Genomic DNA, 22541 nt, shown 5'->3' on the forward strand with positions numbered 1-22541 from the left:
GCGGCGCCGTGGCGAAGGGGAACAGGCACCGAACCAGCAAATGCCTCGATGCAATCCGTTCATTATCGCACAACGGCAAACAGCCATGCGTTCGCGGATGGTCGTACGCCGCACGCCGGAATCGCCAGGCGTTTCCGGCATCGCGCCAGCGATGTCGCGAGGGGTTCCGCCAATGACGAGAGGCGCAAAAACACACGGGGCAGGCTGCTGCCTGCCCCGTGTGCGGATGCTTCGGGCCGCCGCAACGCGGCGGACGCGGAACGCGCTTACTTCTGCGCGTAGCGCTTGCGGAACTTGTCGACGCGGCCGCCGACGTCCAGCGTCTTCTGCTTGCCGGTGTAGAACGGGTGCGAATGGCTGGAGATATCCACCTTGATCAGCGGGTACTCGTTGCCGTCCGTCCACTTGACGGTGTCCTTGGCGGCAATCGTCGAACGCGTCAGGAACGCGAAGTCGGACGACAGATCCTGGAACACCACCGGGCGGTAATTCGGATGGATATCGGGCTTCATGACGGGCTCTGTTGCAACGTGAAAAGAGGGAAAGTGTAACCAGCCGCGCGGCAGTGCGTCAAGCCGCGCCCAGCGCCTTGCGCACCATCGCCGCGAAGCGCGCCTGATCCACTTCCAGCACGATGCGCGCCTGCGCGCGCCAGCCCAGCCGCTTCGCCCAATCCACCACGGTGGCGCCGCGGGTGAGGCGGCCGTCCAGCTCCACCGCCACCGCGCGCGTCTCGCTGCGCACGACGATGGCGGGATCGATCGCCACCGCCATCGCCAGCGCATCCGCGGCAACCACCCCGTTGCGGTCGTGCGTGGCGTTGTATTCGCGTGCGGTGCGGAACACCTGCGCGAAGAACTTCGCGCGATGGTCGCCCGCGGCGATCCAGCCGTCGAACTCGGCGTCGTCGAAACCGTGGCGCAACGTGGCTTCCCAATCGACCAGGTCGAAGGCGGGAAAAGCCTCGAACACCACATGCGCGGCCTCCGGATCGAAGCCCACGTTGAACTCGGCCGGCACCTTGCCGGTGTTGCCGTGGCCGGTCACCGCGCCGCCCATCACCACCAGCCGCTTCACGCGCTGCGGCAACGTCGGGTCGAGCCTGAGCGCCAGCGCGAGGTTGGTCAGCGGCGCCAGCGCCACCAGGGTCAACTCGCCGGGACGCTCGCGGGTGAGCCGCAGCAGCGCCAGCGCAGCGGCCTCGTCCTCGGCCGCCGCCTCGGGTTCGGGGAAGCCCACGTCACCCAGGCCGTCCGCGCCGTGCACGAAGGCGGCATCCTCGTCCGGCGCACGCACCAGCGGCGTGGCGCAACCCGGAAATACCGGGAAACTGGCGCCCAGCAGGTCGCGCAGGGTGCGCGCGTTGCGCACGGTGTGGCCCAGCCCCACGTTGCCGGCGGCCACGCTCAACGCGGCGATGTCGGCATGGGCATGCGCCATCAGGATGGCCAGCGCGTCGTCCACGCCGGGGTCGGTGTCGATCAGCAGTTGCGGTTTGCTCATGGTGCCCATGGATGGATAGTCACAAGAATTGAAAAGTGCAGCCATGGATGGCCGCCCGTTTGACCTTCGCAATCGGGGATGATTGCAAAAATACCGACCAAGTGCGGCCAAGGACGGCCGCCCGTTTGATCTTGCGACCGCCATCCTTGGCGGCCGCCCTTTGGGCCATCGCTGACGCGATGTCAAAAATCGTTCCAGACGATTTTTTCGCGATCGGGGATGATCGCAAAAGTCACGCCCTTGCGTAGCGCGCCGCGCCGCCGATCCAGCGCGCGATCAGCCGATCCGCCTCGCGCGGATGTCCGGCCAGCAGACGCTCGCCCACCTGCTGCACGGCAGGCAGCAAGTGCGCATCGCGCGAAAGGTCGGCGATGCGGAAGCTGAGCTGGCCGGTCTGGCGCGTGCCCAGCACTTCGCCGGGGCCGCGCAGCTCCAGATCCTTCTCGGCGATGCGGAATCCGTCGTTCGTCTCGCGCATCACGGCCAGGCGCTCGCGCGCGAGCTGTCCCAGCGGCGGCTGGTACAGCAGCACGCAGTTCGAAGCCACCGCGCCGCGACCCACGCGACCGCGCAACTGGTGCAGTTGGGCCAGTCCGAGGCGCTCCGAATTCTCGATCACCATCAGGCTGGCGTTGGGCACGTCCACGCCCACCTCGATCACCGTGGTGGCGACCAGCACGGCCAGTTCGCCGACCTTGAACGCGTCCATCACCGCCTGCTTCTCCTTCGGCTTCAGGCGGCCGTGGATCAGGCCCACCCTGCAACCGGCGAGCGCGGCGGAGAGTTCCACGTGCGCCACCTCGGCAGCCTGCGCGCGCAACTGCTCGGACTCCTCGATCAGCGTGCATACCCAGTAGGCCTGGCGCCCTTCGGCGCAGGCTACGCGGATGCGCTCGACCACTTCGGCGCGGCGCGCATTGGACACCGCCACCGTCTGCACCGGCGTGCGGCCCGGCGGCAATTCGTCGATGGCGGACACGTCGAGGTCAGCGTAGGCGCTCATCGCCAGCGTGCGCGGTATCGGCGTGGCGGTGAGCACCAACTGGTGCGGCACCTCGCCGCGCGCATGATCGGCCCCTTTGTCGTGCAGCGCGAGACGCTGCTGCACGCCGAAGCGGTGCTGTTCGTCCACGATCACCAGCCCCAGCCGTGCGAACGCCACGCCTTCCTGCATCAGCGCATGCGTGCCCACTGTCACCGGCGCGCCCTCGGCCACGCGGCACATCGCCGCCTGCCGCGCCCTGCCCTGCTGCTTGCCGGCCAGCCACTCCACGTCCACGCCCAGCGGCGTCAGCCAGTGGCGAAAATTGCGCAGGTGCTGTTCGGCCAGCAGCTCGGTGGGCGCCACCAGCGCCACCTGCTGGCCGGACTCCACCGCCGCCAGCGCCGCCAGCGCCGCGACCACGGTCTTGCCCGAACCCACGTCGCCCTGCACCAGCCGCAGCATCGGGCTCGCCTGCGCGAGGTCGCGCCGCACCTCCGCGTCCACGCGCTGCTGCGCGGCGGTGAGCGCGAACGGCAGCGACGCCAGCAAGCGCTCGCGCAACGCTCCCGCAGCGGCCAGCCGCGGCGCCCGGCGCCTCTGCACGGCCGCGCGCATGCGCTTCAGGCTGAGGTGCTGGGTCAGCAGTTCCTCGAAGGCCAGGCGCTGTTGCGCGGGATGCCGGCCATGCAGCAGCAGATCCAGCCTCGCATCGGGCGGGGGGCGGTGCACGGTGAGCAGGGCATCGCGCAACGAGGCAAGACCATGCGCCGCGCACAGGTCGTGCGGAATCAGCTCCAGCGCCGACTCCGGCGGCAGCAAGGCCAGCGCCTTGGCGATCACGCCGGCCAGCCGCTTCTGCCCCAGCCCTTCGGTGGTCGGATAGACCGGGCTCAGCCGATCCTCCACCGCGGCATCCTCGCCCGCAGCCAGCCGACGGTATTGCGGATGCACCATCTCCAGCCCCTGCGCCGCATGGCGTACTTCGCCGAAGCACAACAGGCGCGCTCCCGGCGCGAGCTGTTCGGCCTGCGCACGGTTGAAGTGGAAGAAGCGCAGTTGCAGGGTTTGCTGCGAGTCGTCGGCTATCGCCACCTTCAGCTGCGGGCGATAACGGAAACCGCGCTCCACCGCTTCGACCGTACCCACCACCTGGGCGCTCTGGCCCGGACGCAGGTCGGCGATGGCGGTGACGCAGGTGCGATCCTCGTAGCGCAGCGGCAGGTGGAACCACAGATCCTGCACCCGCTCCAGGCCCAGCTTGCGCAACAGCTCCTGCAGCGCCGGCCCCACGCCCGGCAGCCCGGCCACGGGCTGCGCGCCTGCATCCGCTGCGACGGCGACGCTCGTCATCGGGCGATGCGGATCAGCCCAGCACCATGATCGCGTCCACCTCCACCTGCGCGCCCTTGGGCAGCGCCGATACCTCGATGGTGGAGCGCGCCGGATACGGCTGCTGGAAGTACTCGGCCATCACCGCATTCACCTCGGCGAAGTTGGCCAGGTCGGTGACGTAGATGCCCACGCGCACGACCTCCGCCAGCGAACCGCCGGCCGCCTGCGCCACCGCCACCAGGTTGTCGAACACGCGCCGCGCCTGCGCCGTGATGTCGCCGCCGACGAGATTGCCGGTGGCCGGGTCGAGCGGGATCTGCCCGGAGAAATACACGGTGTCGCCGACGCGCACCGCCTGCGAATACGGGCCGATGGCGGCGGGCGCATGGGTGGTGGCGATGATCTGGCGGGACGGCATGGCGGGAACCTCGCGGCTGCATTCAGGCCCGCCAGTCTAAACGAGCAGGCCCCGCGTCGCAGACGTCACAACATCACGGCATCGTGCGTGGCGAGCTCGACCGCGACGCCCGGGCACGCCAGGCCGCCGACGGATCGATTGAGGTGCGCCACGATCTGTTCGCCGCTGATCGCCACGCCTCCGAAGGCGGCATCGGCGGTAGTGTGCACGTCGCTGACCAGCGCGATGGAATAGCCTTCGGTCACCGCGCGCTGCGCGGTGGCGCGTATGCAGTAGTCGCTCTGCGCGCCGGCGAGCACCAGCCGCTTCGCACCGAGGCCGTCGAGCACGCCGCGCAAGGGCGTGTCGACGAAGGCGTCGCAGTAGGTCTTGCGGATCGTCGCCTCGCCAGGCGTCGGCACAAGACCCGGCATGAGCCGCCACCCCGCGCTGCCGTGCGGCATCTCCGTTTCCTCATGCTGTACCCAGACCACCGGCACGCCTTCGCGGCGCGCGCGCGCCACGAGGGTGCCGGCGCGCGCGACCACGCCCTCGACGTCGAAGCAGCCTTCCAGCACGCCGGCCTGCAGGTCGATCACCAGTAGCGCGGTCGTGGAACCCATCGCGGCGCCCTGCGCGTCACAGCGGATAGCGGTAGACGCCGCTCACCACGCCGGTGCGGCGCACGCGGCGGATCACCTCGGCAAGGTGCTTGCGGTTCTTCACCTCGATGGCGAACAGCAGGGCGGCGGCGGCAAGGTCGCGCTCGACGTATTCCACGTTGTCGATGTTGGAGTCCGCCGCCGCGATGGCCGCGGCGATGGTGGCGAGCACGCCGGGGCGGTTGATCACCTCGATGCGCAGCTCGGCGCGGTAGTCGCCCTGCACGTCGTGATCCCATTCGATCGCCACGCAACGCTCGGGCGACTTGCGCAGTTCGGCCACGTTCGGGCATTCCTCGCGATGCACCACGATGCCCTTGCCCGGCGACAGGTAGCCGAAGATCGCATCGCCCGGCAGCGGGTGGCAGCAATTGGCGAAGCTGAGCACGCCGCGCTCGGCGCCGGTGATGCGGATCTTGTCGTGCGCCATGCCGGCGCCCGGCGCGGCATCGTCGGACTGGCCGTCGCGCAGCGCCAGCAGGTGGCGCGCCACCACGTCGGGCATGCGGTTGCCCAGCGCGATCTCGGCCAGCAGCTCCTCCAGCCGTTTCAGCCGCGCTTCGTGCAGGAAGCGATCCAGCACGTCGGTCGGAATCGCGTCGAGGCTGCTGCCGCGCGCGTCCAGCGCGCGGTCGAGCATGCGATGGCCGAAGTCCACCGCGTCCTCGTGCTGCAGGTGCTTGAGGTATTGGCGGATCGCGGTGCGCGCCTTGCCGGTGACCACCGATTCCAGCCACGCCGGGTTCGGCACCGCCGACGGCGCGGTGATGATCTCCACCAGTTGGCCCGATTCCAGCCGCGTGCGCAGCGGCAGCAGCTTCTTGTCCACGCGCGCGGCCACCGCGTGGTCGCCCACGTCGGTATGCACGGCGTAGGCGAAGTCCAGCGCGGTGGCGTTGCGCGGCAAGGCGAGGATGTCGCCGCGCGGGGTGAACAGGTAGACCTCGTCCGGGAACAGGTCGATCTTGACGTTCTCGATGAACTCGGCCGACGAGGCGGTGTTGATCTGGCTGTCGGCCAGCGAGGACAGCCACTCGCGCGCGCGCGCCTGCGCGCTGTTCGCCGGGCCCGAATCGGTCTTGTAGGCCCAGTGCGCGGCCACGCCGCGCTCGGCCACCGAGTCCATCTCGGCGGTGCGGATCTGCACCTCGATCGGCGCGCCGAACGGGCCGAGCAGCACGGTGTGCAGCGACTGGTAGCCGTTCGCCTTGGGGATCGCGATGAAGTCCTTGAAGCGCCGATCCACCGGCTTGTACAGCCCGTGCACCACGCCCAGCGCCTTGTAGCAATCCAGCGCGCTGTCGACCACCACGCGGAAGCCGTACACGTCCATCAGCTGGGCGAAGCTCTTGTGCTCGTGGCGCATCTTGGAATAGATGCTCCACGCCGACTTGATCCGCCCCACCACGCGTCCCGACAGGTGCTCGCCGGCCAGCCGCTGCGACAACGCGGCCTCGATCTTGCCCATCGCCTCGCGGCGGTTGCCCAGCGCGGCGCGGATGCGCTCGCTGATGACGCGGTAGCGATCCGGATGCAATGCGCGGAAACCGAGATCCTGCAGCTCGGCCTTGATCGCGTTCATGCCCAGGCGCTGCGCGATGGGCGCGTAGATCTCCAGCGTCTCGCGCGCGATGCGGCGGCGCGATGGCGCGTCCTTCGCGCCCAGCGTGCGCATGTTGTGCAGGCGGTCGGCCAGCTTGATCAGGATCACGCGCAGGTCGCGCGCCATCGCCAGCAGCATCTTGCGGAAGCTCTCCGCATCCGCCTCCTGGCGGCTGCCGAAGCGCATCTTGTCCAGCTTGGTGACGCCGTCCACCAGCTCGGCCACGGTCTCGCCGAATTCGGCGGCCAGCGCGCTGCGGCTGAGCGCGGTATCTTCCAGCGTGTCGTGCAGGATCGCCGCGATGATGGTCTCGGCGTCCATGCCCAGTTCGGCGAGGATGCCGGCCACGGCGACCGGATGGGTGATGTAGGGCTCGCCGCTCTTGCGGGTCTGCCCTTCGTGCGCCTGCGCGCCGACCTCGAACGCGCGCAGCACCCGCTGCAGCTGCGCTTCCGGCAGATAGCCAAGCTGGTCTTTCAAGGCCAGCACGTACGGCGGCAACGAGGCGGGATCGATGACGACTGGCGTGCTGGCGGCGGTCATTGGAGGACTCGCCTGAGGCATCGCGCCAACGGCGCGGTCATGCGGCAGGGCTGAAGGCGGCCGACCGCGCGTGCATGTCCATCGGTTGCCCCGATGCGATGCGTGCGCGGTCTACAGCCACACTCCATCAATCGTCGCCGACCTTGAGGTCGTCATCCACCTCGGCGGCAGCCCATTCCAGCGCCTCGCGCTCGGCGCGCTCGCGCTCGGCCTTGTCGATCTCGTCGATGGTGGCCTGGTCGATGCGGCGACCGGCGATCTCGCGCAGCGCAAGCACCGACGGCTTGTCGTTGTTCGGGTTGACTGCCGGTTCGGCGCCCTTGGCGAGCTGACGGGCGCGCTTGGTCGCCATCAATACCAGCTCGAATCGGTTGTCGACCACCTCGAGGCAGTCTTCCACGGTAATGCGTGCCATGCCAAATCCTTAGGGAAATATAGACTTATACAAGGTGACAGTTTAGAGCAGCCGGCGCCGGACTGGCAACGCAAGCCGTGCGCGGACGCCAACGGGATGCGAAAGCACGGCGAAACCCGTGCAAGATATAAAACCAGGCAGTACACTATTAAAATCCCAACGCCCCCCCAGCCACGCTCCCCACCTGGCCGCGCCTCCATGCCGATGCCTCCACTGTCCCGATTTTTCCCGCGCCGCAGCCTGACCCTGCTTGCCGTGGTGCTGCTGGCCGGCTGCGCCATCGCGCCGCCGCGCACCGACGATCCGCTGCAGAAGGTCAACCGCAAGGTCTACGCGTTCAACGACACGCTGGACAAGGCCGTGCTGCGCCCCGCGGCGGTGGGCTACCGCAAGGTGACCAATCCGCCGGTGCGGCGCGCGGTCAACAACTTCTTCACCAACATCGAGCTGCCGGTCACCATCGCCAACGACCTGCTGCAGGCGCGGCCTTCGCAGGCGCTGGGGAATACCGGGCGCTTCCTGATCAACCTCACGGTCGGCGTGGGCGGCATCTTCGATCCCGCCACCAAACTGGGGCTACCGCAGCAGAGCACCGACTTCGGCATCACCCTCGCGCGCTGGGGCGTGCCGGAAGGCGATTTCGTGATGCTGCCCCTGCTCGGCCCCAGCACGGCGCGCGATATATGGCACTACCCGGTGGACGGCTATTTCTTCGATCCGCTGAGCATCGTCGCGCGCACCCACTACTTCAGCTACGGCCAGTACTACCTGCCGCAGGTGCTGTACGTGGTGTCGATGCGCTCGCAGCTGATCGACGCGGAAGGCTTCCTGCAATCCGCCTACGATCCCTATGCCTTCCTGCGCGACGCGTATCGCCAGCGCCGGCTGTACATGCTGTACGACGGCAACCCGCCGGCCGAGGTGATCGAGAAGATGCAGGGTGTCGACCAGCAGGGCTTCGATCCCGACGAATTGCTGGAACAGCAGAAGCAATGGGAGCAGCAGCAAGGCTCATCGACATCGGCACCGGCATCGACGACGCCAGCGAAGCAATGAAACGAGAACGGGGCCAGCTGGCCCCGTTTCCGCATGCGTACCTCGGCACGGCTCAACCCAGCAGCGCTTCCACGCCGCTGACCTGCGCGAGCGTGCGCATGCCTTCGGGCACGTGAAGCAGACCCACATCCTGGCCACGTCCGCGCGCCTCGGCGAGCACCGCCAGCATGCATGCCAGCCCGGCGCTGTCGCTGCTGCGCACGCCGGCAAGGTCGAGCTGCGTGCGATCGCCCGCGCGCAGCGCCTCGCTCAAGTCCCGCAAGGCCGCAGCAGCCGTGGCGAAGCCCAGCGTGCCGGACAGCGCCAGCGCTCCTGGCGTGGCGCGATCCAGCTTGAACCCGCCGTCAGCCGCCATGGCCCTTGCCGTCCTGCTCCATCGACTTCAGCGCCTGGTCGCCCTGGGTCTGCAGGTTCTTGATCAGCTGGTCGAGGCCGACCTTGCGGATCTCCGCATCGACCTGGTTGCGGTAGTTGGTGATGTAGGAGATGCCTTCGATCACCACGTCGTAGGCCTTCCACTCGCCGCTGGCGGTCTTGCGGAACACGAAGTCCACCGACACCGTCTTGCCGTCGCCGGTGGCCACCTGGGTGCGCACCACGCTGCGCTTGGCGTTGAGGTCGCCGGCGTCGGTCGGCAGCACCTTCACCACGCCCGCGGTGTAGTTGAGCAGGCCCTGCGCGTAACGGCGCGTGATCGAGTTGTAGAACGCCTTGGCGAACTCGGCGCGTTGCCCGGGAGAAGCCTCGCGCGCGTGCTGGCCGAGCACCAGGATCGCCGCGTAATCCACGTCGAAGTGCGGCAGGAACACGCCGTTGATGACGCCGATCAGCTTCTCCTGGTTCTGCTGCAGCTCGGCCTTGTGGCCGGCCACGGCGGCATCGAGCTGCTGGGTGATGCCCTGCACCACCTGGGTCGGTGTCTGCTGGGCGGCGGGCTGCTGCGCCGCCTGCTGGGCGAAGGCCGGCGCGGCGAGCGTGCCGCCGAAAGCGACGGCGAGGGCGAGGGCCAGATGACGCATCATGCGGAAACTCCTGTGTCTGTCGCGTGCCGGCTCAATGCTTGCCGGCGGGGGTCGTTGTGGGGTTGGCGCCCTGCTTGCCGTCGCCGCTGCCGGAACCGTTGACCAGGAACTTGCCGATCAGGTCTTCCAGCTGCATCGCCGACTGCGTGAGGATCATCTCGTCGCCGTTCTTCAGCATGTCCGGCGAGCCGCCGGGCTGGATCGCAACGTACTGGCTGCCGATCAAACCGCTGGTGAACACCGCGGCGGCGGAGTCGTCGGGAATCTGGTTGTAGCGGTTGTCGATGGCCAGCGTCACCAGCGCGTCGAGCTTGGCCGGCTCGGCCTGCACCGACAGCACCTGGCCGATCGGCACGCCCGCCATCTTCACCGGCGAGCCCGCCGACAGCGTGCCCACGTTGCTGAAGCGGGCGGTGACTTCGTAGCTGCCGCCGATGTTGTCGGCCGCGCCGCCGGCGCCGAAGAACTTGCCGATCATCTCCTCCAGCGGCTCGCTGGAACGGGTCAGCGCCAGCTTACCGCCGTCGGCCACGTACTTCTTGGCGTGACCGTACTCGATGCCCACGTACTGGTCGCCGAGCAGGCCGCTGGTGAAGATCGTCGCCACCGAGTCGGCGGGGATGTCGGCATAGCGCTTGTCGATGGCCAGCTTCACGTCGGCCACCGACTTGCCCGGCTCCAGCGCGATCGACTGCACCTGGCCCACGCGCACGCCGGCGATCTTCACCGGGGCGCGCTCCTTGAGCTGGCCGACGTTCTCGAACTGCGCGTCCACCGTGTAGCTGGCGCCCTGGTTGTGGTTCGCCACCGAGCTGGTCTGGGTGGCGAGATAGGCCAGCGCGGCGAAGCCGAGCACGATGAACAGGCCGGTGCCGACGGCATAGGATTTTCTCTGGCTCACGGCTGCATCCTCAGGGGAAATCGGGTCATCATCGAAACGGTCACATCAGGAACGCGGTCAGCACGAAGTCCAGCGCCAGGATGGCGATGGACGAGGCGACCACGGTGCGGGTGGTGGCGTAGGCCACGCCCTCGCTGGTGGGCGGTGCGGTATAGCCCTGGAACACCGCGATCAGCGCCACCACCGCGCCGAAGGCGAGGCTTTTCCAGATCACGCCGCTGACGATGTCCTGCCACACGTCCACGGTGGCAGTCATGTTCGACCAGAACGTGCCGTTGTCGATGCCCAGCCACGACACGCCCACCAGGTGCCCGCCGAACACCGCCAGCGCGCAGAACACGCAGCACAGCAGCGGCATCGCGAACAGCCCGGCGATGAAGCGCGGCGCCGCCACGTAGGCCAGCGGATCGACCGCCATCAGCTCCATCGCGGCGATCTGGTCGGTGGCGCGCATCAGGCCGATCTCGGCGGTGATCGCGGTGCCGGCGCGCCCCGCGAACAGCAGCGCGGTGACCACCGGCCCCAGCTCGCGGTAGGTCGCGATCGCCACCACCGTGCCGCTCATCGAGGTGCTGCCGAACATCGACAGCACGTGGTAGAGCTGCAGCTCCAGCACCATGCCCACGAACAGACCGCAGGTCATGATGATGGTGAGGCTCATCGCGCCCACGAACCACAGCTGGCGCACCGTCTCGCGCCCGTGGCGCAGGCTGCGCGGGATCGCCGCGAGCACCTGCAGCAGGAACAGCCCGCAATCGCCGATCTGCGACAGCGAGCGCACCACGATGTTGTCGTCGCCGACCCGCGCGTTCATGCCTTGCCTCCCGGAAAACCCAGCGCCTCGGCGTAGTCGCCGGCCGGGTACTGGAACGGCACCGGGCCGTCCGCCTCGCCACCGAAGAACTGCCGCGTCCACGGCGAGCCGTCGTCGGCAATCGTCTTCGGGTCGCCCTGCGCCACCACCTTGCCGTTGGCGATCAGGTAGATATGGTCGGCGACCTGCTTGATCGCCTCCAGTTCGTGCGCCACCAGCACGCTGGTGATGCCCAGCGTCTGGTTGAGCGTGCGGATCAGCTTCAGCACCTGGTTCAGCGCGATCGGGTCGAGGCCCACAAACGGCTCGTCGTAAAGAATCAGCATCGGGTCGAACACGATCGCCCGCGCCAGCGCCACGCGCCGCGCCATGCCGCCGGACAGTTCGCTGGGCATCAGCGGCGCCGCGCCGCGCAGGCCCACCGCCTGCAGCTTGGTCATCACGATGTTGCGGATCAGCACCTCGGGCAACTGCGTGTGCTGGCGCAGCGGGAAGGCCACGTTCTCGAACACGTCGAAGTCGGTGAGCAGGGCCGAGTTCTGGAACAGGTAGCCGATCTTCTCGCGCAGCGCGTACAACGCCTCGCGGTTCAGTTCCGGCACGTTCTTTCCGTCCACCAGCACCTGCCCGGCGTCGCCACGCATCTGTCCGGTGATGTGCTTGAGCAGGGTGGTCTTGCCGGTGCCGCTGGGGCCCATGATCGCGGTGACCTTGCCGCGCGGGATGTCCATGTCCAGCGCGTCGAAGACTTTCTTGCCGTTGAGCACGGTGGTGAGGCCGCGGATGCGGATCAGCGTGTCGTCGGAGGGGGCGGCGGCGTTCATAGGCGGGCTACGTTAGCGGAGCGGCGGAAGGCAGCCAAGCCGGGAAACGTCCCGGGCGATGGCGCGGCGTTCAGGCCAGCAGCTCGGCGATCAGGGCTTCGTGCCGGCGGCATTGCAAGGAACTGCGCAGGCGCACCGCGCGCACGATGGCCTGCAGTTCGTCCAGCGCCTCCTCGAAGCGGTCGTTGACGATGATGTAGTCGAACTCGTGGGCGTGCGCGATCTCGCCCCGCGAATTGGCGAGGCGCCGATCGATCACCTCCGGCGCGTCCGAACCTCGACCGCGCAAACGGCGCTCCAGTTCCGCGCGCGACGGCGGCAGGATGAACACGCTCACGCAGTCCGGCTTGCTCCGGCGGATCTGCGCCGCGCCCTGCCAGTCGATCTCCAACAGCACGTCGCGGCCCTGCGCCAGCAGCGCGTCCACCTTGTCGCGCGAGGTGCCGTACAGGTTGCCGTGCACCTCGGCGTGTTCGAGGAAGATGCCTTCGGCGATCTCGCGCTCGAACTCCGCGCGCTCGGTGAAGTAGTAGTGGCGTCCGTACAGCTCGCCCGGCCGCGGCGGCCGCGTGGTGTGCGAGACCGACAGCGAGATCGCCGGCTCGCGCTCCAGCAGCGCGTTGACCAGGGTGGACTTGCCGGCGCCGGAGGGCGCGGCGACCACGAACAGGGTGCTCGGTTCAATATTCATGAAAGCGCGCAGTCCGTTCGCCCCCTCTCCCCGCCGGGGAGAGGGTTGGGGTGAGGGGCCAGGGCTTGCCGGATTGCACCTAAACCACCAGTAGGGCGCACAAACCGCGCCATAAAAGGGTTCCCACACTTAGCTTTTCCCTGTGGGTACAGGCATGGGTACAACCAAATGGGGCGCTAGGCATCGGCATAGTGCGTTGGATGACAGGGGCGTCAGTATAGCGGGGGATGCAGTACCGCCCGACCAGGCGCGAGCCACCGGATGATCGCCACCTACCTTTCGCCCCCAGCGCGTCGCGGTGACCACCTGTTCCGCCCTGATAGCAGGGCAACACCCGAAGCTAGGCCACAGCGGCGCCGTCAGACTCAGTGCTGGGGCGAGCGTAGTGGCTTAAGCGGGTCGCGCTTTCCGGACTGACCAGATCCACGGAAGCGGTCAAGCCGGTTCGCTCGTAGTGATCCCGTGCCAGCTTGCGCGCCTCGGTGATGGCCTGCGCCAGGGTGAGGCGGTTTCTCAGGCAGGTCTGTGCGCGGCAGATGCACCACATGCCAGCGTCATCTTCCCGGATGGCGAACAGGATGTTCATGTTTGGCGCCTTGGGCTGGGTTGAAGGTAGGCCTTGGACAATGGCCGCCCCAGAGTTGGGCTCGCGAGGCAATCGCAAGGATGCCGGAGCGGTGAACTGACCGATGTCGGCATTCCCTGACAGGATTGTCAGGGAGCCCTGCATCAGCCTGTCCGATCCCCACGAGCCCACACAGGCTGTCGGAGAGCGCCTACAGCGCCATGCTGCGCACTGACGCATGCTGCCGATGCTCCAGCCGTCAGGCCTCATCCGATGGGCCGTCCAGGCGAAGCCGACGCGCGAAAGTCAGGCGCGGGCCGATGACTGGGGTGCCCTCGCGCGCGATGCGTGTCGTGTTTGGCTACCTCAACAGGTGGGACAAGTTGTCTCACCCGTTCTCAGGAAAGCGCCGCTTTGACTTGGCGATAATCCAGGGTGATTTCATCGCCCTCGCAGATATCACGCGTTGCGATAGCGATAGTTCCGTCCCCGTCCATGATTGCCATGGCGTTCGGTCGCGGGGCGTGATTGATATACCGGCCACATACCGTCCATCTCGCACCAAGCCGCAACGTGCAGACGTGATCCCCTGTCTTGTAGCCAGTGCCACTGAATACCCCAAGCCCCTCAATGGGAGAGGATTGCACACGGTGGATTCGGTCATCGGCAACTTCCACGGGAGGGGGAGACGCGGCACGAGCCATGTCCATCTGTGCCTGCGTTACCCCTATCTCATCGAGAAACGCTTGAAAGTCAGCGGGGCAGGATGGCCTTACACTTCTCCGCATTGACATAGGGGGCAACGTCATGATCCGCATTCTCACCGTTCTCCTAGCACTGTCCGCCTTGTTCGCACCGGCAAAAGCGGTTGCTGTCTGCCCATTGCCAAGTTCAGGCGCAAGCAATGAGGCCGGACAATTCTTCAGAGCAGTCACACTGGCAGATCACCAAACGCAAGCCGGTGGCTACGAGGTGCTTAAAGCAACCACAGCGACGCCGCAATCACCGTTCGATGTGGTCTATGCACTTCGATCAAACCTCTCGCGGCTGGAATGTGCTTGGTCACTCGTCGCACCATTTCAGCACAGCACAGACGACAAGATCGCAACAGCTGCTCAGCTGATGATGACATCCCTACAAACGCTACATTGGGGTGCGCAGCGAATACTTGATCGAGTGAACTCCGCACTGTCGGGCCACCCACTGCCGAAAGCCCAATTGATCAACGACAGTGCGGCCGACACGCTGAAACAGCAGGACGCAATGAACAATCTGGCCCTTACCGCAACCATGGCCGCAATGCTGATCAGGGGATGCGATCCAGGTGCCGCGAGCTGTAATCGTCTCCTACTCAGCCCCGAACAGCGAAAGGATCTGACTGGCGAATGGGCAACCATGGCCGATCCGCAGCACAGCGACGATATTGCGCAAGTCGCGCGCTCGGTCGTGAAGATGCTCCGTGATCCTAACAACAGGTCATCGTCACCGACTCGTGTAAGCAGCCTTTCTCAATAGTTTGCTGCTACATGTAAGACACCGGCGCAAGGGTCGGGTGGTAGTTCGGCATCGTTAGCGATGTGCTCGGCGCGCTGATGGTGGGCGTCGCATAGTTGGAACCCACAATCGGGGTGCTCCATGGGTTGGACGGCTGGTTCATGTAGTACCCAGCCAGTTGCCCACCGATCTGCCCCACCTGCCCCGCCAAGTTGCTCCACGCATTCGCCTGGTTGTAGCTGGAGTTCATCTGGTTCGAGGCGTTCTGCATGTTCAGGTTGCCGATGTTCGACGCCATCTGCATGCCCTGCTGGCCGAGATTGTTGGCCGTGGTCTGGCCGACGCCAGCGAGTCCCGCCATCCGGTTGTAGAAGTTGCCGAACTGCTGGCTGGCGAGTCCCTGACCGAAGCTGATCGCGTCCGCCGTGTGTCCACCGCTGTAGAGCGTTCCACGCGCAGCCGCATCACGATCCAAGGCGCCCTGACCTTGCTGCAGCGCGAACTGGTAATCGGGCGAGTTGTAGAACGCGGAGTAGTCCGGCGAACTCCCCGACATGCCCGAACCATCATCCTTGAGGCCAGACATGCCAGCCAAGACCGACAGGGCCGACTTGCCCGTGTTGAGCCATGGCGCCTGGTTCTGCTGGTTGGTGTCGAACTCGCGGCGCTGTTCGTCGATGCTGGCCTGCGCCGCCTGCGCGCTGGCATTTCCCGCAGCCTTGGCAGCACCGGCTTGCTTGTTGGCCGAATAGATGGCGGCGCCAGCAGAAACGGCGGCTCCAGCCGCTACCCAAACCTCTGACATGGTCTTCTCCTACGCGAAGTCGCCGTTAGGCGCCAGCTTGTTGAAATGGCTCACCCACACCATGCGGGCATCGGTGGCGTCCGTACCGATGCCGCCAACGGGAAGGCGTGAGTGGAAGAGCGGCGCATTGAAGATCAACGCCCGGTTTTTCTGGCCGCGAACGAAGTCGGTTTGCACCCACTTGGCCGGATCGCGCGACACCATGTCGGCCTTGAGTTCTTCCAGGATTCCAGCGTCGTGCATCTGCTGGAACGAGGGCATCTCGATCAGGCCCGTGTGCTTGTGCCGATAGAACGCCGTGCCGTATTCCTCGTCGTGATCCGTCAGATATACAACGCAGGTGTGATTGCCCGACTCGCGATCGCTGTGGATGTAGGCGCGCTCCATGCCGGGTACCGTGTAGCGGAAATACATGGTGTTCGGTAGAACGACTCCACCCACGACGCGCATCAGCGAACGAACCATCAGGGCGTGGTCACCCCAGAAGCCCATGCCCTCGTAGACGGAGCTTCCGACTTCGCCCTTGTTCGGCTTCCACGTATCGAAGCCAGCAGCGAGCGCACTGAATCGGACTTGATCGAGTTCGGGACAGAATTCATCGACAACGAGATAGCTCATTCAGTGGCCTCGTGCTGATTTGCTCGTGCCATGTCGGCGCTAGTTGGGGCTGTTATGGTCAAAGGGAATGCCCGACCATGGCAGCGCGTTGTAGATGAATTCGTTCGCGATAGCCGAGACGCTCTTTCCCGTGTCGGCAGCGATGACCCCCAAAGTTCGATATATCGTCGGGTGGACTTTGATCTCGACGCTGGCGTCTTCCTGCAACAGTCCATCAGGGCAGACACGGGCATCCATCTGCGACGGAATAGTCATGCCATCGCTCCGCAGTGATTCGCCCCATTGGGCTGAGCAATGGGGCGAGTGGTTTGCGATACCGCCAGAGAGAAAATCTCACTCGCGAGAGCCGAGATGGTCATATGCCTATCGGCGGCCATGATCCGCAACGCACGGTGCAGTTCCGGTGCAATGCGAAGCTTGGCGACGACTTTTTCCTGTGACTGTTCCATGGGCCTAGTGAACCCGATGGGGACAGAAATGGCATCCTCATCGATGCACATCCATACACAATGCAATACATCCATACACCTTTGCATCACTCTTGATCATTGGCTGGCGCATACCGCTGCTTGGCGAGCCACACGTCCATGTCCTCCAGGGAGTACCAGATGCGTCCGGCCTTGATGTACGCCGGCCCCTGGTCACGGGCACGCCACGCGCGCAGCGTGCCCGGTTGAACTCCCAGGTAATGCGCCGCCGCCCTTTCGTCGTGTCGGCCATCCGGGCAGATATGGCCGCTCACGATTAGCCTTTGCCCGTCGCGGCGATTCCCTGCAGTAGCTCTGCAATCCGTTCTTCAAGTTCGGCATCGCTCATCTGCCCAATACGTGACTGGAAGTCGCCGCTGATTTCCGTCCGTTGGAGCTTGGGCAGCGCATACTCGGCGAGCTTGAGGAACGCATCGAGTGCCGCCTTGGGGCCATCATCACGCGCGATAGCTTCGAACCAGGCGGATATCCGCTCCGCGTTTTCCTCGACTACGCGCGTGATAGCAATGCGCGCCCTGGTCTTGCGTGGGTCTGTGCGGCCACCCGGGCAGCCTGAAACACCTTTCTGGAATGCCATTGATTTCAACTCCTAGCTGATTGCTGCAATTGCAGAGCCGCCGATACATCGTGCGTTCGCTTTCGATGGCTGCTGGTCGGGAAGATTCACGCGGGTGTCTGGTTTCGCTGGCCTGCCGGCTTGCGGGCACTTTCCCAATCGAATGCGAGGAACGTGGCTGCCTCGCGCAGGCGGTCGAACAGGCGCTCGCCCAGCACGTCCTCTAGGCGGTTGCGTGGGTGGTTGGTGGCGATCACCGTGGGGCGTCCGTTCGCGTAGCGCGTGTCGAGCAACTCGAACAGCACGCGGTCGGTGCCTTCGGTGCTGAAGACCGCCAGCTCGTCGAGCATCAGCACAGGCACCTCGGCGTACCGGTCGAACAGCTCGGCCTCGCTGATCTCCGCATTGCGCTGGTAGGTGGCCCGGAACTCGCGCCCCATGGCCGCCTGCGTGGTGTAGCACGACACGATGCGGACGCCGGCTAGGGCGCGAACCATGCAGCCCAGCAGCATCGTCTTGCCGGTGCCAGGGCGTCCGGTGAGCACCAACCAACCGGGGTTCTTCTTCTCGGCGAGGCTGGCGGTGTAGCGCGCGCAGAGGTCGCGGTTGCGCTGCTGGTGCGCCGTGTCCGCGCGGTAGTCGTCGAAGGTGAAATCCGCGTAGTTCAGCGGGATGCGCGACGCCTTGACGATGCGCTCGATGTGTTCGGCTGCCTGCTGTGCACGTTGCTCGACCTGCTGAGCCTGTTGCCGCTCCTGGGCGCAGATCGGGCAGGAGGGTTCACCCGGCTGGTTAAACGGCTTGCCGCCGAAGGACGAAATGCGTTTGACGGCCTGCTCGCCGTGCTTGTCGCAGGACACCACGACATCCGTCCACTCGATGTCGAACAAATTCGTGCTCATACGGCCCCCACGAGGTAGTCCGGGATTTCGTCGTCGGTAGAGCCCTCGTAGCTGGCGCCCCTGAAGTGGTCATTGACCGAGGGGCGCTTCGAGACGGTACGCCACTGGTCATTCCAACGCTGGCCGTTGAGGTAGCTCGTGGGGTATGGGATGAACTGCGAGTCGCGCCACTGCGGGTCGTCGGCGATCCGCGCCCTCACGTCCGTGAGGATCTGGTCGGCGATGGCATCGAGCTTCTGGCTGCCCCAGCTCTTCTCCGCCTTCGCCTTGCTCCCGACCTTCCTCGGGTAGGCGTTCCAGAATTCGGTGAACCGTTCGCTGGTCGATTTGTTCGCGCGTGGAGAGTGACGGTTGCTTTTGACGGTTAGTGACGGTTCTTGACGGTTAGACCGCAGCTCCTGCGGGGGTGACTGCATCTGCTGCGGGGGTTGCTGCAGCTCCTGCGGGGGTTCGACTGCATCTGCTGCGGGGGTGCGGGAGCTGCGGGGGTGCATCTGCTGCGGGGGTTGCTGCAGCTCCTGCGGGGGTTCGACTGCATCTGCTGCGGGGGTGCGGGAGATGCGGGGGTGCACCTGCTGCGGGGGTTTGAACCCTTCCGGAGTGACTTGGTAACGGGTGTGACGACCATTCGAACGGTCAGCCCTGAGCAGACCGTTTTCCTCCAGCCACTTGATGGCCCCGTGCACCGTCCTTTCGCTGAAGCAGGTGCGTTCGCAGATCGTCGGAATGGACGGCCAGCAGTCGCCCTGGTCGTTGGCGTTGTCGGCCAAGGAGACCAGCACGGCCTTCTGCGTGGGCGGCATCTGCAGGGGCCAGCAGAGCGACATGATGCGCGTGCTCATCCTTCGCCTCCCAGCGCCCGGCGCTCGACCATGAGGCGGCGCAGGCCGTCCGTGGCGCGCTCCAGGTTGACGAGCACCTGATCCTTGATGCCGTGCTCGGCGATGTGGTCGGCCAGCGCGCCGATGCACACGCACGCGGCGAGCAGGTCGTCGTTGATATCGGCGCGGGAGCGATTGGCGTTCAAGCTGCACCTCCCGACACCAGCGTGTAGAGCGCCACGTTGTGGTGCTGGCGCCCTTCCGTGTCAGCACGGCTGACGCGCACGGTGACGATGCGGTAATTGTCTTCGCGCAGCTCCTTCACACGCATGGCCGGGTGCATGACGTTGAGATCGCGGCGTGCCGTGATGGTGTCGATGGCCTCGTGCTTCAGGTGGGCCAGGAGACGGTGTCGCTGAGCGGCGGCGGTGGTATCGTTGAAGGACGAAATGTTCTTGGTATTGCCCTGACGCCCGGTTGCCGCCGGGCGTTGGCGTTTCTGGGGGCGGCTCATTACGCGGCCCTTTCGATCAGGGCGCGGATGTCGTCCACTTTCCACGCAGTCGTGCGGGGGCCGAGCTTCACGGGCTTCGGGAAGCGACCGGAACGGACGCCGGCCCACCACGTTGATGCCGAGACAGGGTACAGTGCCGGGATGCCCGGATCATTGCTTGTGGGCTTCTTGCCGACGATCTGCGGCAGGCGAACGAAGCCGGTTTCGGGGAGGTTGTGCAACACGGGCCAACTCCATCGGTTGAGTGATGGTGTTAGCTTTTGGCGTGCAACTTAGCCAAGAAACTCTTGAGCTAGCACGTAGGGGACTGAGCTAGCAGAGTCCCTATTGTTCTTTGGCTTCTTTCTGCCACCTAGCACGCCAGCGCTCGACAGTCTTTGTAGCTCTGATGACGGGAAGCTTTTCGACCACATAGCGATCAAAGGCGGCACCAGATTTATGCAGAGTCTTTCCGCTTTGCCAGTCTTGCCACAGCTTGAGAGCTTCACCCATAGCGTTTTGTTTAGGGTCTTTTGCCAAGCGCGCTTGTGCGTTTAAGTAGGCACGTGTTCCGGGATCGCGTAGCACTTGAAGAAACTCTTCATTCGCATCAAGCAATGCCTTCATAAGATCAGTCTTCGTCTGACGGATCTCGATTTCCTTGTCTTTTGCGTAGTGTGCGAAAAAGCCGCGCCAGAGAAGCGCCCCCTCGAACAGATGGGCCGCAGCACGAGCAAGTGTTTCGTGATCCCATCTCACGAAGTCATCGGCGAGAAGTTTCCTTATCAGCTCCCTGCCTTCGCTGTCAGGTGCGCCATCTGGCGCAATGGTGCCCGCGGGGAATCCTGGTGGCACTTTTAAGCCGGATGCGAGGGCAAACAAGTCACCGAGTCCAAATGACTCCTGCGCGGCTGCAGTGGCAAGTCCGGCTAGACGGTTGAGACTTGGTTTCGACACTGCGCACACCTCTGCGCCCTTCAAGAGGTGCCGCGCCAGCCGGGGAAGGTGCCCGGTTTTCGGAGATCAGCCTAGGCGCGGCGTGAACTGTTAAGCGTGACCGATCAGGTCGTGAGCCTCATCGAGCATTTGCACCACCGCTTCAGCTGCGGCGGATACCTCTCTGCCGTCAGCCACTCTGGCGGAATGCATCATCAACGCGGCAATGCCGCGAGCCTTGCGCAGCAGAATGCCGGCCGCTTCGTGCGCTTCGCTGGTGATGGTGTGGTCGTTCATGCGTGCGCCTCCAAAGCAGCGCGGTGCTTTTGGATCAAAGCTCTCTTTTCGTCTTCGAACATAAAACCCGAGAGAGATAGGCCACGCTTGCAATGCTCCATTGCCTCATTCACCTCTTGCAATGTCGCAGTCGAGATTCGGGCCCATCTTTCCATCTCGCGCTTAGCCCTTGCGAGAAAACTGCGCACCTCATAGGTCTTCACCTCGATCCGTGCACGCGCAAGGCATGCCTCCCATTTCGATGCTCCGATTTCCTCCGGCCTGACCAGATCAGACCAGGGAATGCCCTTGTAAACATGCGCAGTAGGAACGGAGGCCCATATTTCCGTACTGTGTGAGTGATGCGGAGCCATCCGTCGCCTGATGCCATTCGATGAAAGGCGAGCATCCCACTCTTTGGCCCAATCCTTCATATGAGCTTTGCCACGCCGTAACGGCAAACGTTGGTCGGGGAACATTTGGCTCCACGCGAAGCGGTCTGCCATGACCTCGTTAAGCTGCGAAAGTGCACTTCGTACATCGTCTCGATTGGCATAGTCTGCTGGCACACCTTTCCCAAACAGTCCCCATGGATCGAAGTTCTCCAACAGATGGCCCATTTCATGCCACACAAGGTATTCGTAGATGCGATTGGCTGGGATCTTCCGCAGGTCAATTTCTGGCCGCTGTGCGCCCTGGAAGTCGAGCACCTTGATCTGGTTAGTGATACGGATATCAGCAGCATGAGCGCAAACACCGCCGTCATGTTTTGCATTGCCCAGCAATCGAGTGTCAATGAAGACATCGCCGGCCATCCCGCCTGCGCTGCCCCACAAGCCATGCATCTCATCGGGTGTGCAGACCATCAGCACGCCGCCCGATTGCTTGCGCACGCGCCTATCCAATGCGCGAAACACCTGCGGCGTCAGGACTGCATAGCCTTCGCGAACTGGGTTTTGAATCACACTCTGCTTTCCCATGATGCCTCCTCCACTCGTTTGAGAGACCACCCAGCCATTGCGGCAAGGTGGCGGACGTGCAGGGGTAGGAAACCGGGGATCAAGGAAACCCGGCCAGCCCGAAGGCTGCCCTGCACGCCCACCGTGAAGCAGGCGTGACGCAACGAGCACAAAAAAAGCGCCTTCGGCGCCGTTGCGCCTTGATCTACTCAGGTTCCTACACCTGGCCCCCGAATTGGCGGGGACGGCATCAGATTGCGCGCTCGCCGTAGGTGCTGTCAAGACCTACCAGGATCTGCTCCGCTAGCGCCAGACATCAACGAGCCACACGAGATGAGTCTAGGTTGAGCCGTATTGGATGGGGCGCGTTGCCTGCTCTCCACCAAATACCCAGCCAAATGTAAGACAAATTTATTTCTCGACCGACTTAGGCCGTTGCTTGATGGTTGTCGCCTTTACGATCCGATCTTGTTTTGCGTAAAGGTAATTAAGCGCGATCAGAAATAATCCAAGGATGTTGACGGTTGTGGTCGTGAGCAGCGTCAGCAACACACTATCAGACAGATGGAAAAAGTTGGATCGCGCCCCAAACCCTTGAAAGATGAGGATGAGCACAACTGTGCCAATCCAAACATAGGCAATATTTCTTAGAGCCGGGGTCATGAACTCCCGGTGTCGATGCCGCTGGTCTTCTGCAACTCGGAAGGCTTCCAAGTAAGTAGAAGACTCTTTTTCCTCAGACACCCCTTCGGGAGACGTCTGATTGGCCTCTGCGGTTTGAGCTCGCAAGGTTTGTTTGAGCAGATCTTCCCAATGCTGCTCATCCGGCTTGCCGGGATCAGCATTGGAGTCGTTGCCGCTCCCTGGCGAGCTAGTCATT

At 64.8% G+C, this 22541-nt stretch carries 32 protein-coding genes; 2 read left to right on the plus strand and 30 right to left on the minus strand.

The annotated features are described in order from the left end of the window. Nucleotides 1-266: 266 nt before the first annotated feature. From ACZ5Z2_RS15615 to rpoZ, 7 genes are all read right to left on the minus strand, one after another. Nucleotides 267-512, minus strand: a complete 246-nt coding sequence (locus ACZ5Z2_RS15615) for a type B 50S ribosomal protein L31 (protein ID WP_192105394.1) — start codon at nucleotides 510-512, stop codon at nucleotides 267-269. Between the two features lie 58 nt (nucleotides 513-570). After that, complete coding sequence (locus ACZ5Z2_RS15620; RefSeq protein ID WP_464759476.1) at nucleotides 571-1503, minus strand: nucleoside hydrolase; 933 nt, start codon at nucleotides 1501-1503, stop codon at nucleotides 571-573. A 232-nt stretch (nucleotides 1504-1735) separates the two neighbouring features. Then, nucleotides 1736-3838 (minus strand): ATP-dependent DNA helicase RecG, encoded by a 2103-nt coding sequence (recG, locus tag ACZ5Z2_RS15625; RefSeq protein ID WP_464759477.1) that lies wholly within the window; start codon nucleotides 3836-3838, stop codon nucleotides 1736-1738. 13 nt (nucleotides 3839-3851) lie between these two features. Then, nucleotides 3852-4238, minus strand: coding sequence for a RidA family protein (locus ACZ5Z2_RS15630; protein ID WP_464759478.1), 387 nt, complete (start codon nucleotides 4236-4238; stop codon nucleotides 3852-3854). Nucleotides 4239-4303: 65 nt separating this feature from the next. Beyond that, nucleotides 4304-4840: a cysteine hydrolase family protein gene (locus ACZ5Z2_RS15635; protein ID WP_464759479.1), complete on the minus strand. Its 537-nt coding sequence runs from the start codon at nucleotides 4838-4840 to the stop codon at nucleotides 4304-4306. Between the two features lie 16 nt (nucleotides 4841-4856). Then, the gene (locus ACZ5Z2_RS15640; RefSeq protein ID WP_464759480.1) at nucleotides 4857-7046 is read right to left on the minus strand and encodes a RelA/SpoT family protein; all 2190 of its coding nucleotides are present in this window, start codon (nucleotides 7044-7046) and stop codon (nucleotides 4857-4859) included. A gap of 106 nt (nucleotides 7047-7152) precedes the next feature. Further along, complete coding sequence (gene rpoZ / locus ACZ5Z2_RS15645) at nucleotides 7153-7440, minus strand: DNA-directed RNA polymerase subunit omega (RefSeq protein ID WP_192162576.1); 288 nt, start codon at nucleotides 7438-7440, stop codon at nucleotides 7153-7155. A 198-nt stretch (nucleotides 7441-7638) separates the two neighbouring features. Between rpoZ and ACZ5Z2_RS15650 the strand changes: the two genes are divergently transcribed. Then, nucleotides 7639-8496, plus strand: coding sequence for an MlaA family lipoprotein (locus ACZ5Z2_RS15650; protein ID WP_464759481.1), 858 nt, complete (start codon nucleotides 7639-7641; stop codon nucleotides 8494-8496). A gap of 52 nt (nucleotides 8497-8548) precedes the next feature. Here the strand turns inward: ACZ5Z2_RS15650 and ACZ5Z2_RS15655 are convergent, their stop codons facing one another. The 8 genes from ACZ5Z2_RS15655 to ACZ5Z2_RS15690 form a co-directional block, all read right to left on the minus strand. Continuing rightward, on the minus strand, nucleotides 8549-8851 hold the full coding sequence (locus ACZ5Z2_RS15655; RefSeq protein WP_464759482.1) for an STAS domain-containing protein: 303 nt from the start codon (nucleotides 8849-8851) through the stop codon (nucleotides 8549-8551). Further along, the gene (locus ACZ5Z2_RS15660) at nucleotides 8841-9518 is read right to left on the minus strand and encodes an MlaC/ttg2D family ABC transporter substrate-binding protein (RefSeq protein WP_464759483.1); all 678 of its coding nucleotides are present in this window, start codon (nucleotides 9516-9518) and stop codon (nucleotides 8841-8843) included. The genes ACZ5Z2_RS15655 and ACZ5Z2_RS15660 overlap by 11 nt, the downstream gene beginning before the upstream one ends. A gap of 31 nt (nucleotides 9519-9549) precedes the next feature. Continuing rightward, entirely contained in the window at nucleotides 9550-10419 is an 870-nt protein-coding gene (gene mlaD / locus ACZ5Z2_RS15665) for an outer membrane lipid asymmetry maintenance protein MlaD (protein WP_464759484.1), read from the minus strand. A gap of 40 nt (nucleotides 10420-10459) precedes the next feature. Beyond that, nucleotides 10460-11233, minus strand: coding sequence for a lipid asymmetry maintenance ABC transporter permease subunit MlaE (gene mlaE / locus ACZ5Z2_RS15670; protein ID WP_464759485.1), 774 nt, complete (start codon nucleotides 11231-11233; stop codon nucleotides 10460-10462). After that, nucleotides 11230-12057: an ABC transporter ATP-binding protein gene (locus ACZ5Z2_RS15675; RefSeq protein WP_464759486.1), complete on the minus strand. Its 828-nt coding sequence runs from the start codon at nucleotides 12055-12057 to the stop codon at nucleotides 11230-11232. The genes mlaE and ACZ5Z2_RS15675 overlap by 4 nt, the downstream gene beginning before the upstream one ends. 70 nt (nucleotides 12058-12127) lie before the next feature. Beyond that, a complete protein-coding gene (gmk, locus tag ACZ5Z2_RS15680) occupies nucleotides 12128-12748 on the minus strand; it encodes a guanylate kinase (protein ID WP_464759487.1) in 621 nt (206 codons plus the stop codon). 340 nt (nucleotides 12749-13088) lie between these two features. Continuing rightward, nucleotides 13089-13334, minus strand: a complete 246-nt coding sequence (locus ACZ5Z2_RS15685) for a hypothetical protein (protein WP_464759488.1) — start codon at nucleotides 13332-13334, stop codon at nucleotides 13089-13091. A gap of 377 nt (nucleotides 13335-13711) precedes the next feature. Continuing rightward, on the minus strand, nucleotides 13712-14131 hold the full coding sequence (locus ACZ5Z2_RS15690) for an SET domain-containing protein (RefSeq protein WP_464759489.1): 420 nt from the start codon (nucleotides 14129-14131) through the stop codon (nucleotides 13712-13714). Between ACZ5Z2_RS15690 and ACZ5Z2_RS15695 the strand changes: the two genes are divergently transcribed. Continuing rightward, nucleotides 14121-14828: a hypothetical protein gene (locus tag ACZ5Z2_RS15695; RefSeq protein ID WP_464759490.1), complete on the plus strand. Its 708-nt coding sequence runs from the start codon at nucleotides 14121-14123 to the stop codon at nucleotides 14826-14828. The two genes, ACZ5Z2_RS15690 and ACZ5Z2_RS15695, sit on opposite strands and share 11 nt — an antisense overlap. Nucleotides 14829-14835: 7 nt before the next feature. Here ACZ5Z2_RS15695 and ACZ5Z2_RS15700 read toward each other — a convergent pair whose 3' ends face one another. The 15 genes from ACZ5Z2_RS15700 to ACZ5Z2_RS15770 form a co-directional block, all read right to left on the minus strand. Continuing rightward, nucleotides 14836-15612, minus strand: a complete 777-nt coding sequence (locus tag ACZ5Z2_RS15700; protein ID WP_464759491.1) for a hypothetical protein — start codon at nucleotides 15610-15612, stop codon at nucleotides 14836-14838. 9 nt (nucleotides 15613-15621) lie between these two features. After that, the gene (locus ACZ5Z2_RS15705) at nucleotides 15622-16230 is read right to left on the minus strand and encodes a DUF6445 family protein (protein ID WP_464759492.1); all 609 of its coding nucleotides are present in this window, start codon (nucleotides 16228-16230) and stop codon (nucleotides 15622-15624) included. 39 nt (nucleotides 16231-16269) lie between these two features. After that, the gene (locus tag ACZ5Z2_RS15710; RefSeq protein WP_464759493.1) at nucleotides 16270-16485 is read right to left on the minus strand and encodes a hypothetical protein; all 216 of its coding nucleotides are present in this window, start codon (nucleotides 16483-16485) and stop codon (nucleotides 16270-16272) included. Further along, complete coding sequence (locus tag ACZ5Z2_RS15715) at nucleotides 16482-16679, minus strand: hypothetical protein (RefSeq protein ID WP_464759494.1); 198 nt, start codon at nucleotides 16677-16679, stop codon at nucleotides 16482-16484. The genes ACZ5Z2_RS15710 and ACZ5Z2_RS15715 overlap by 4 nt, the downstream gene beginning before the upstream one ends. Nucleotides 16680-16765: 86 nt before the next feature. Next, nucleotides 16766-16972 carry a helix-turn-helix domain-containing protein gene (locus tag ACZ5Z2_RS15720; RefSeq protein ID WP_464759495.1) on the minus strand — a complete coding sequence of 69 codons (207 nt, stop codon included), beginning with the start codon at nucleotides 16970-16972 and terminating at the stop codon, nucleotides 16766-16768. Between the two features lie 2 nt (nucleotides 16973-16974). Next, entirely contained in the window at nucleotides 16975-17295 is a 321-nt protein-coding gene (locus ACZ5Z2_RS15725; protein WP_464759496.1) for a hypothetical protein, read from the minus strand. An 86-nt stretch (nucleotides 17296-17381) separates the two neighbouring features. After that, nucleotides 17382-18176 (minus strand): ATP-binding protein, encoded by a 795-nt coding sequence (locus tag ACZ5Z2_RS15730; protein WP_464759497.1) that lies wholly within the window; start codon nucleotides 18174-18176, stop codon nucleotides 17382-17384. Beyond that, nucleotides 18173-19018, minus strand: a complete 846-nt coding sequence (locus ACZ5Z2_RS15735) for a helix-turn-helix domain-containing protein (protein ID WP_464759498.1) — start codon at nucleotides 19016-19018, stop codon at nucleotides 18173-18175. The genes ACZ5Z2_RS15730 and ACZ5Z2_RS15735 overlap by 4 nt, the downstream gene beginning before the upstream one ends. Then, nucleotides 19015-19203 (minus strand): hypothetical protein, encoded by a 189-nt coding sequence (locus tag ACZ5Z2_RS15740; RefSeq protein ID WP_464759499.1) that lies wholly within the window; start codon nucleotides 19201-19203, stop codon nucleotides 19015-19017. Before ACZ5Z2_RS15740 ends, ACZ5Z2_RS15735 begins: the two co-directional genes overlap by 4 nt. Then, nucleotides 19200-19511 carry a helix-turn-helix domain-containing protein gene (locus ACZ5Z2_RS15745; RefSeq protein WP_464759500.1) on the minus strand — a complete coding sequence of 104 codons (312 nt, stop codon included), beginning with the start codon at nucleotides 19509-19511 and terminating at the stop codon, nucleotides 19200-19202. Before ACZ5Z2_RS15745 ends, ACZ5Z2_RS15740 begins: the two co-directional genes overlap by 4 nt. After that, nucleotides 19511-19735 (minus strand): helix-turn-helix transcriptional regulator, encoded by a 225-nt coding sequence (locus ACZ5Z2_RS15750; RefSeq protein ID WP_464759501.1) that lies wholly within the window; start codon nucleotides 19733-19735, stop codon nucleotides 19511-19513. The genes ACZ5Z2_RS15745 and ACZ5Z2_RS15750 overlap by 1 nt, the downstream gene beginning before the upstream one ends. Before the next feature lie 100 nt (nucleotides 19736-19835). Further along, nucleotides 19836-20372 (minus strand): hypothetical protein, encoded by a 537-nt coding sequence (locus tag ACZ5Z2_RS15755; protein ID WP_464759502.1) that lies wholly within the window; start codon nucleotides 20370-20372, stop codon nucleotides 19836-19838. A 165-nt stretch (nucleotides 20373-20537) separates the two neighbouring features. After that, nucleotides 20538-20723 carry a hypothetical protein gene (locus tag ACZ5Z2_RS15760; RefSeq protein WP_464759503.1) on the minus strand — a complete coding sequence of 62 codons (186 nt, stop codon included), beginning with the start codon at nucleotides 20721-20723 and terminating at the stop codon, nucleotides 20538-20540. Then, a complete protein-coding gene (locus ACZ5Z2_RS15765; RefSeq protein ID WP_464759504.1) occupies nucleotides 20720-21682 on the minus strand; it encodes a hypothetical protein in 963 nt (320 codons plus the stop codon). The genes ACZ5Z2_RS15760 and ACZ5Z2_RS15765 overlap by 4 nt, the downstream gene beginning before the upstream one ends. 390 nt (nucleotides 21683-22072) lie before the next feature. Continuing rightward, the gene (locus tag ACZ5Z2_RS15770; protein ID WP_464759505.1) at nucleotides 22073-22540 is read right to left on the minus strand and encodes a hypothetical protein; all 468 of its coding nucleotides are present in this window, start codon (nucleotides 22538-22540) and stop codon (nucleotides 22073-22075) included. Between the last annotated feature and the right edge of the window lies 1 nt (nucleotide 22541).

This window comes from Rhodanobacter sp. G1, from assembly GCF_055397855.1.

What these genes read in the sequence shown, in the direction of transcription:
- ACZ5Z2_RS15685 (WP_464759488.1), bottom strand. Translation starts at nt 13,334, where the DNA reads ATGAACATCCTGTTCGCCATCCGGGAAGATGACGCTGGCATGTGGTGC.
- ACZ5Z2_RS15690 (WP_464759489.1), bottom strand. Translation starts at nt 14,131, where the DNA reads ATGCGGATCATGACGTTGCCCCCTATGTCAATGCGGAGAAGTGTAAGG.
- ACZ5Z2_RS15695 (WP_464759490.1), top strand. Translation starts at nt 14,121, where the DNA reads ATGATCCGCATTCTCACCGTTCTCCTAGCACTGTCCGCCTTGTTCGCA.
- ACZ5Z2_RS15615 (WP_192105394.1), bottom strand. Translation starts at nt 512, where the DNA reads ATGAAGCCCGATATCCATCCGAATTACCGCCCGGTGGTGTTCCAGGAT.
- ACZ5Z2_RS15660 (WP_464759483.1), bottom strand. Translation starts at nt 9,518, where the DNA reads ATGATGCGTCATCTGGCCCTCGCCCTCGCCGTCGCTTTCGGCGGCACG.
- ACZ5Z2_RS15635 (WP_464759479.1), bottom strand. Translation starts at nt 4,840, where the DNA reads ATGGGTTCCACGACCGCGCTACTGGTGATCGACCTGCAGGCCGGCGTG.
- ACZ5Z2_RS15725 (WP_464759496.1), bottom strand. Translation starts at nt 17,295, where the DNA reads ATGGCATTCCAGAAAGGTGTTTCAGGCTGCCCGGGTGGCCGCACAGAC.
- recG (WP_464759477.1), bottom strand. Translation starts at nt 3,838, where the DNA reads ATGACGAGCGTCGCCGTCGCAGCGGATGCAGGCGCGCAGCCCGTGGCC.
- rpoZ (WP_192162576.1), bottom strand. Translation starts at nt 7,440, where the DNA reads ATGGCACGCATTACCGTGGAAGACTGCCTCGAGGTGGTCGACAACCGA.
- ACZ5Z2_RS15770 (WP_464759505.1), bottom strand. Translation starts at nt 22,540, where the DNA reads ATGACTAGCTCGCCAGGGAGCGGCAACGACTCCAATGCTGATCCCGGC.
- ACZ5Z2_RS15745 (WP_464759500.1), bottom strand. Translation starts at nt 19,511, where the DNA reads ATGAGCCGCCCCCAGAAACGCCAACGCCCGGCGGCAACCGGGCGTCAG.
- ACZ5Z2_RS15710 (WP_464759493.1), bottom strand. Translation starts at nt 16,485, where the DNA reads ATGACTATTCCGTCGCAGATGGATGCCCGTGTCTGCCCTGATGGACTG.
- ACZ5Z2_RS15675 (WP_464759486.1), bottom strand. Translation starts at nt 12,057, where the DNA reads ATGAACGCCGCCGCCCCCTCCGACGACACGCTGATCCGCATCCGCGGC.
- ACZ5Z2_RS15765 (WP_464759504.1), bottom strand. Translation starts at nt 21,682, where the DNA reads ATGGGAAAGCAGAGTGTGATTCAAAACCCAGTTCGCGAAGGCTATGCA.
- ACZ5Z2_RS15760 (WP_464759503.1), bottom strand. Translation starts at nt 20,723, where the DNA reads ATGAACGACCACACCATCACCAGCGAAGCGCACGAAGCGGCCGGCATT.
- ACZ5Z2_RS15640 (WP_464759480.1), bottom strand. Translation starts at nt 7,046, where the DNA reads ATGCCTCAGGCGAGTCCTCCAATGACCGCCGCCAGCACGCCAGTCGTC.
- mlaE (WP_464759485.1), bottom strand. Translation starts at nt 11,233, where the DNA reads ATGAACGCGCGGGTCGGCGACGACAACATCGTGGTGCGCTCGCTGTCG.
- ACZ5Z2_RS15715 (WP_464759494.1), bottom strand. Translation starts at nt 16,679, where the DNA reads ATGGAACAGTCACAGGAAAAAGTCGTCGCCAAGCTTCGCATTGCACCG.
- gmk (WP_464759487.1), bottom strand. Translation starts at nt 12,748, where the DNA reads ATGAATATTGAACCGAGCACCCTGTTCGTGGTCGCCGCGCCCTCCGGC.
- ACZ5Z2_RS15655 (WP_464759482.1), bottom strand. Translation starts at nt 8,851, where the DNA reads ATGGCGGCTGACGGCGGGTTCAAGCTGGATCGCGCCACGCCAGGAGCG.
- ACZ5Z2_RS15650 (WP_464759481.1), top strand. Translation starts at nt 7,639, where the DNA reads ATGCCGATGCCTCCACTGTCCCGATTTTTCCCGCGCCGCAGCCTGACC.
- ACZ5Z2_RS15705 (WP_464759492.1), bottom strand. Translation starts at nt 16,230, where the DNA reads ATGAGCTATCTCGTTGTCGATGAATTCTGTCCCGAACTCGATCAAGTC.
- ACZ5Z2_RS15730 (WP_464759497.1), bottom strand. Translation starts at nt 18,176, where the DNA reads ATGAGCACGAATTTGTTCGACATCGAGTGGACGGATGTCGTGGTGTCC.
- ACZ5Z2_RS15620 (WP_464759476.1), bottom strand. Translation starts at nt 1,503, where the DNA reads ATGAGCAAACCGCAACTGCTGATCGACACCGACCCCGGCGTGGACGAC.
- ACZ5Z2_RS15700 (WP_464759491.1), bottom strand. Translation starts at nt 15,612, where the DNA reads ATGTCAGAGGTTTGGGTAGCGGCTGGAGCCGCCGTTTCTGCTGGCGCC.
- ACZ5Z2_RS15630 (WP_464759478.1), bottom strand. Translation starts at nt 4,238, where the DNA reads ATGCCGTCCCGCCAGATCATCGCCACCACCCATGCGCCCGCCGCCATC.
- ACZ5Z2_RS15735 (WP_464759498.1), bottom strand. Translation starts at nt 19,018, where the DNA reads ATGAGCACGCGCATCATGTCGCTCTGCTGGCCCCTGCAGATGCCGCCC.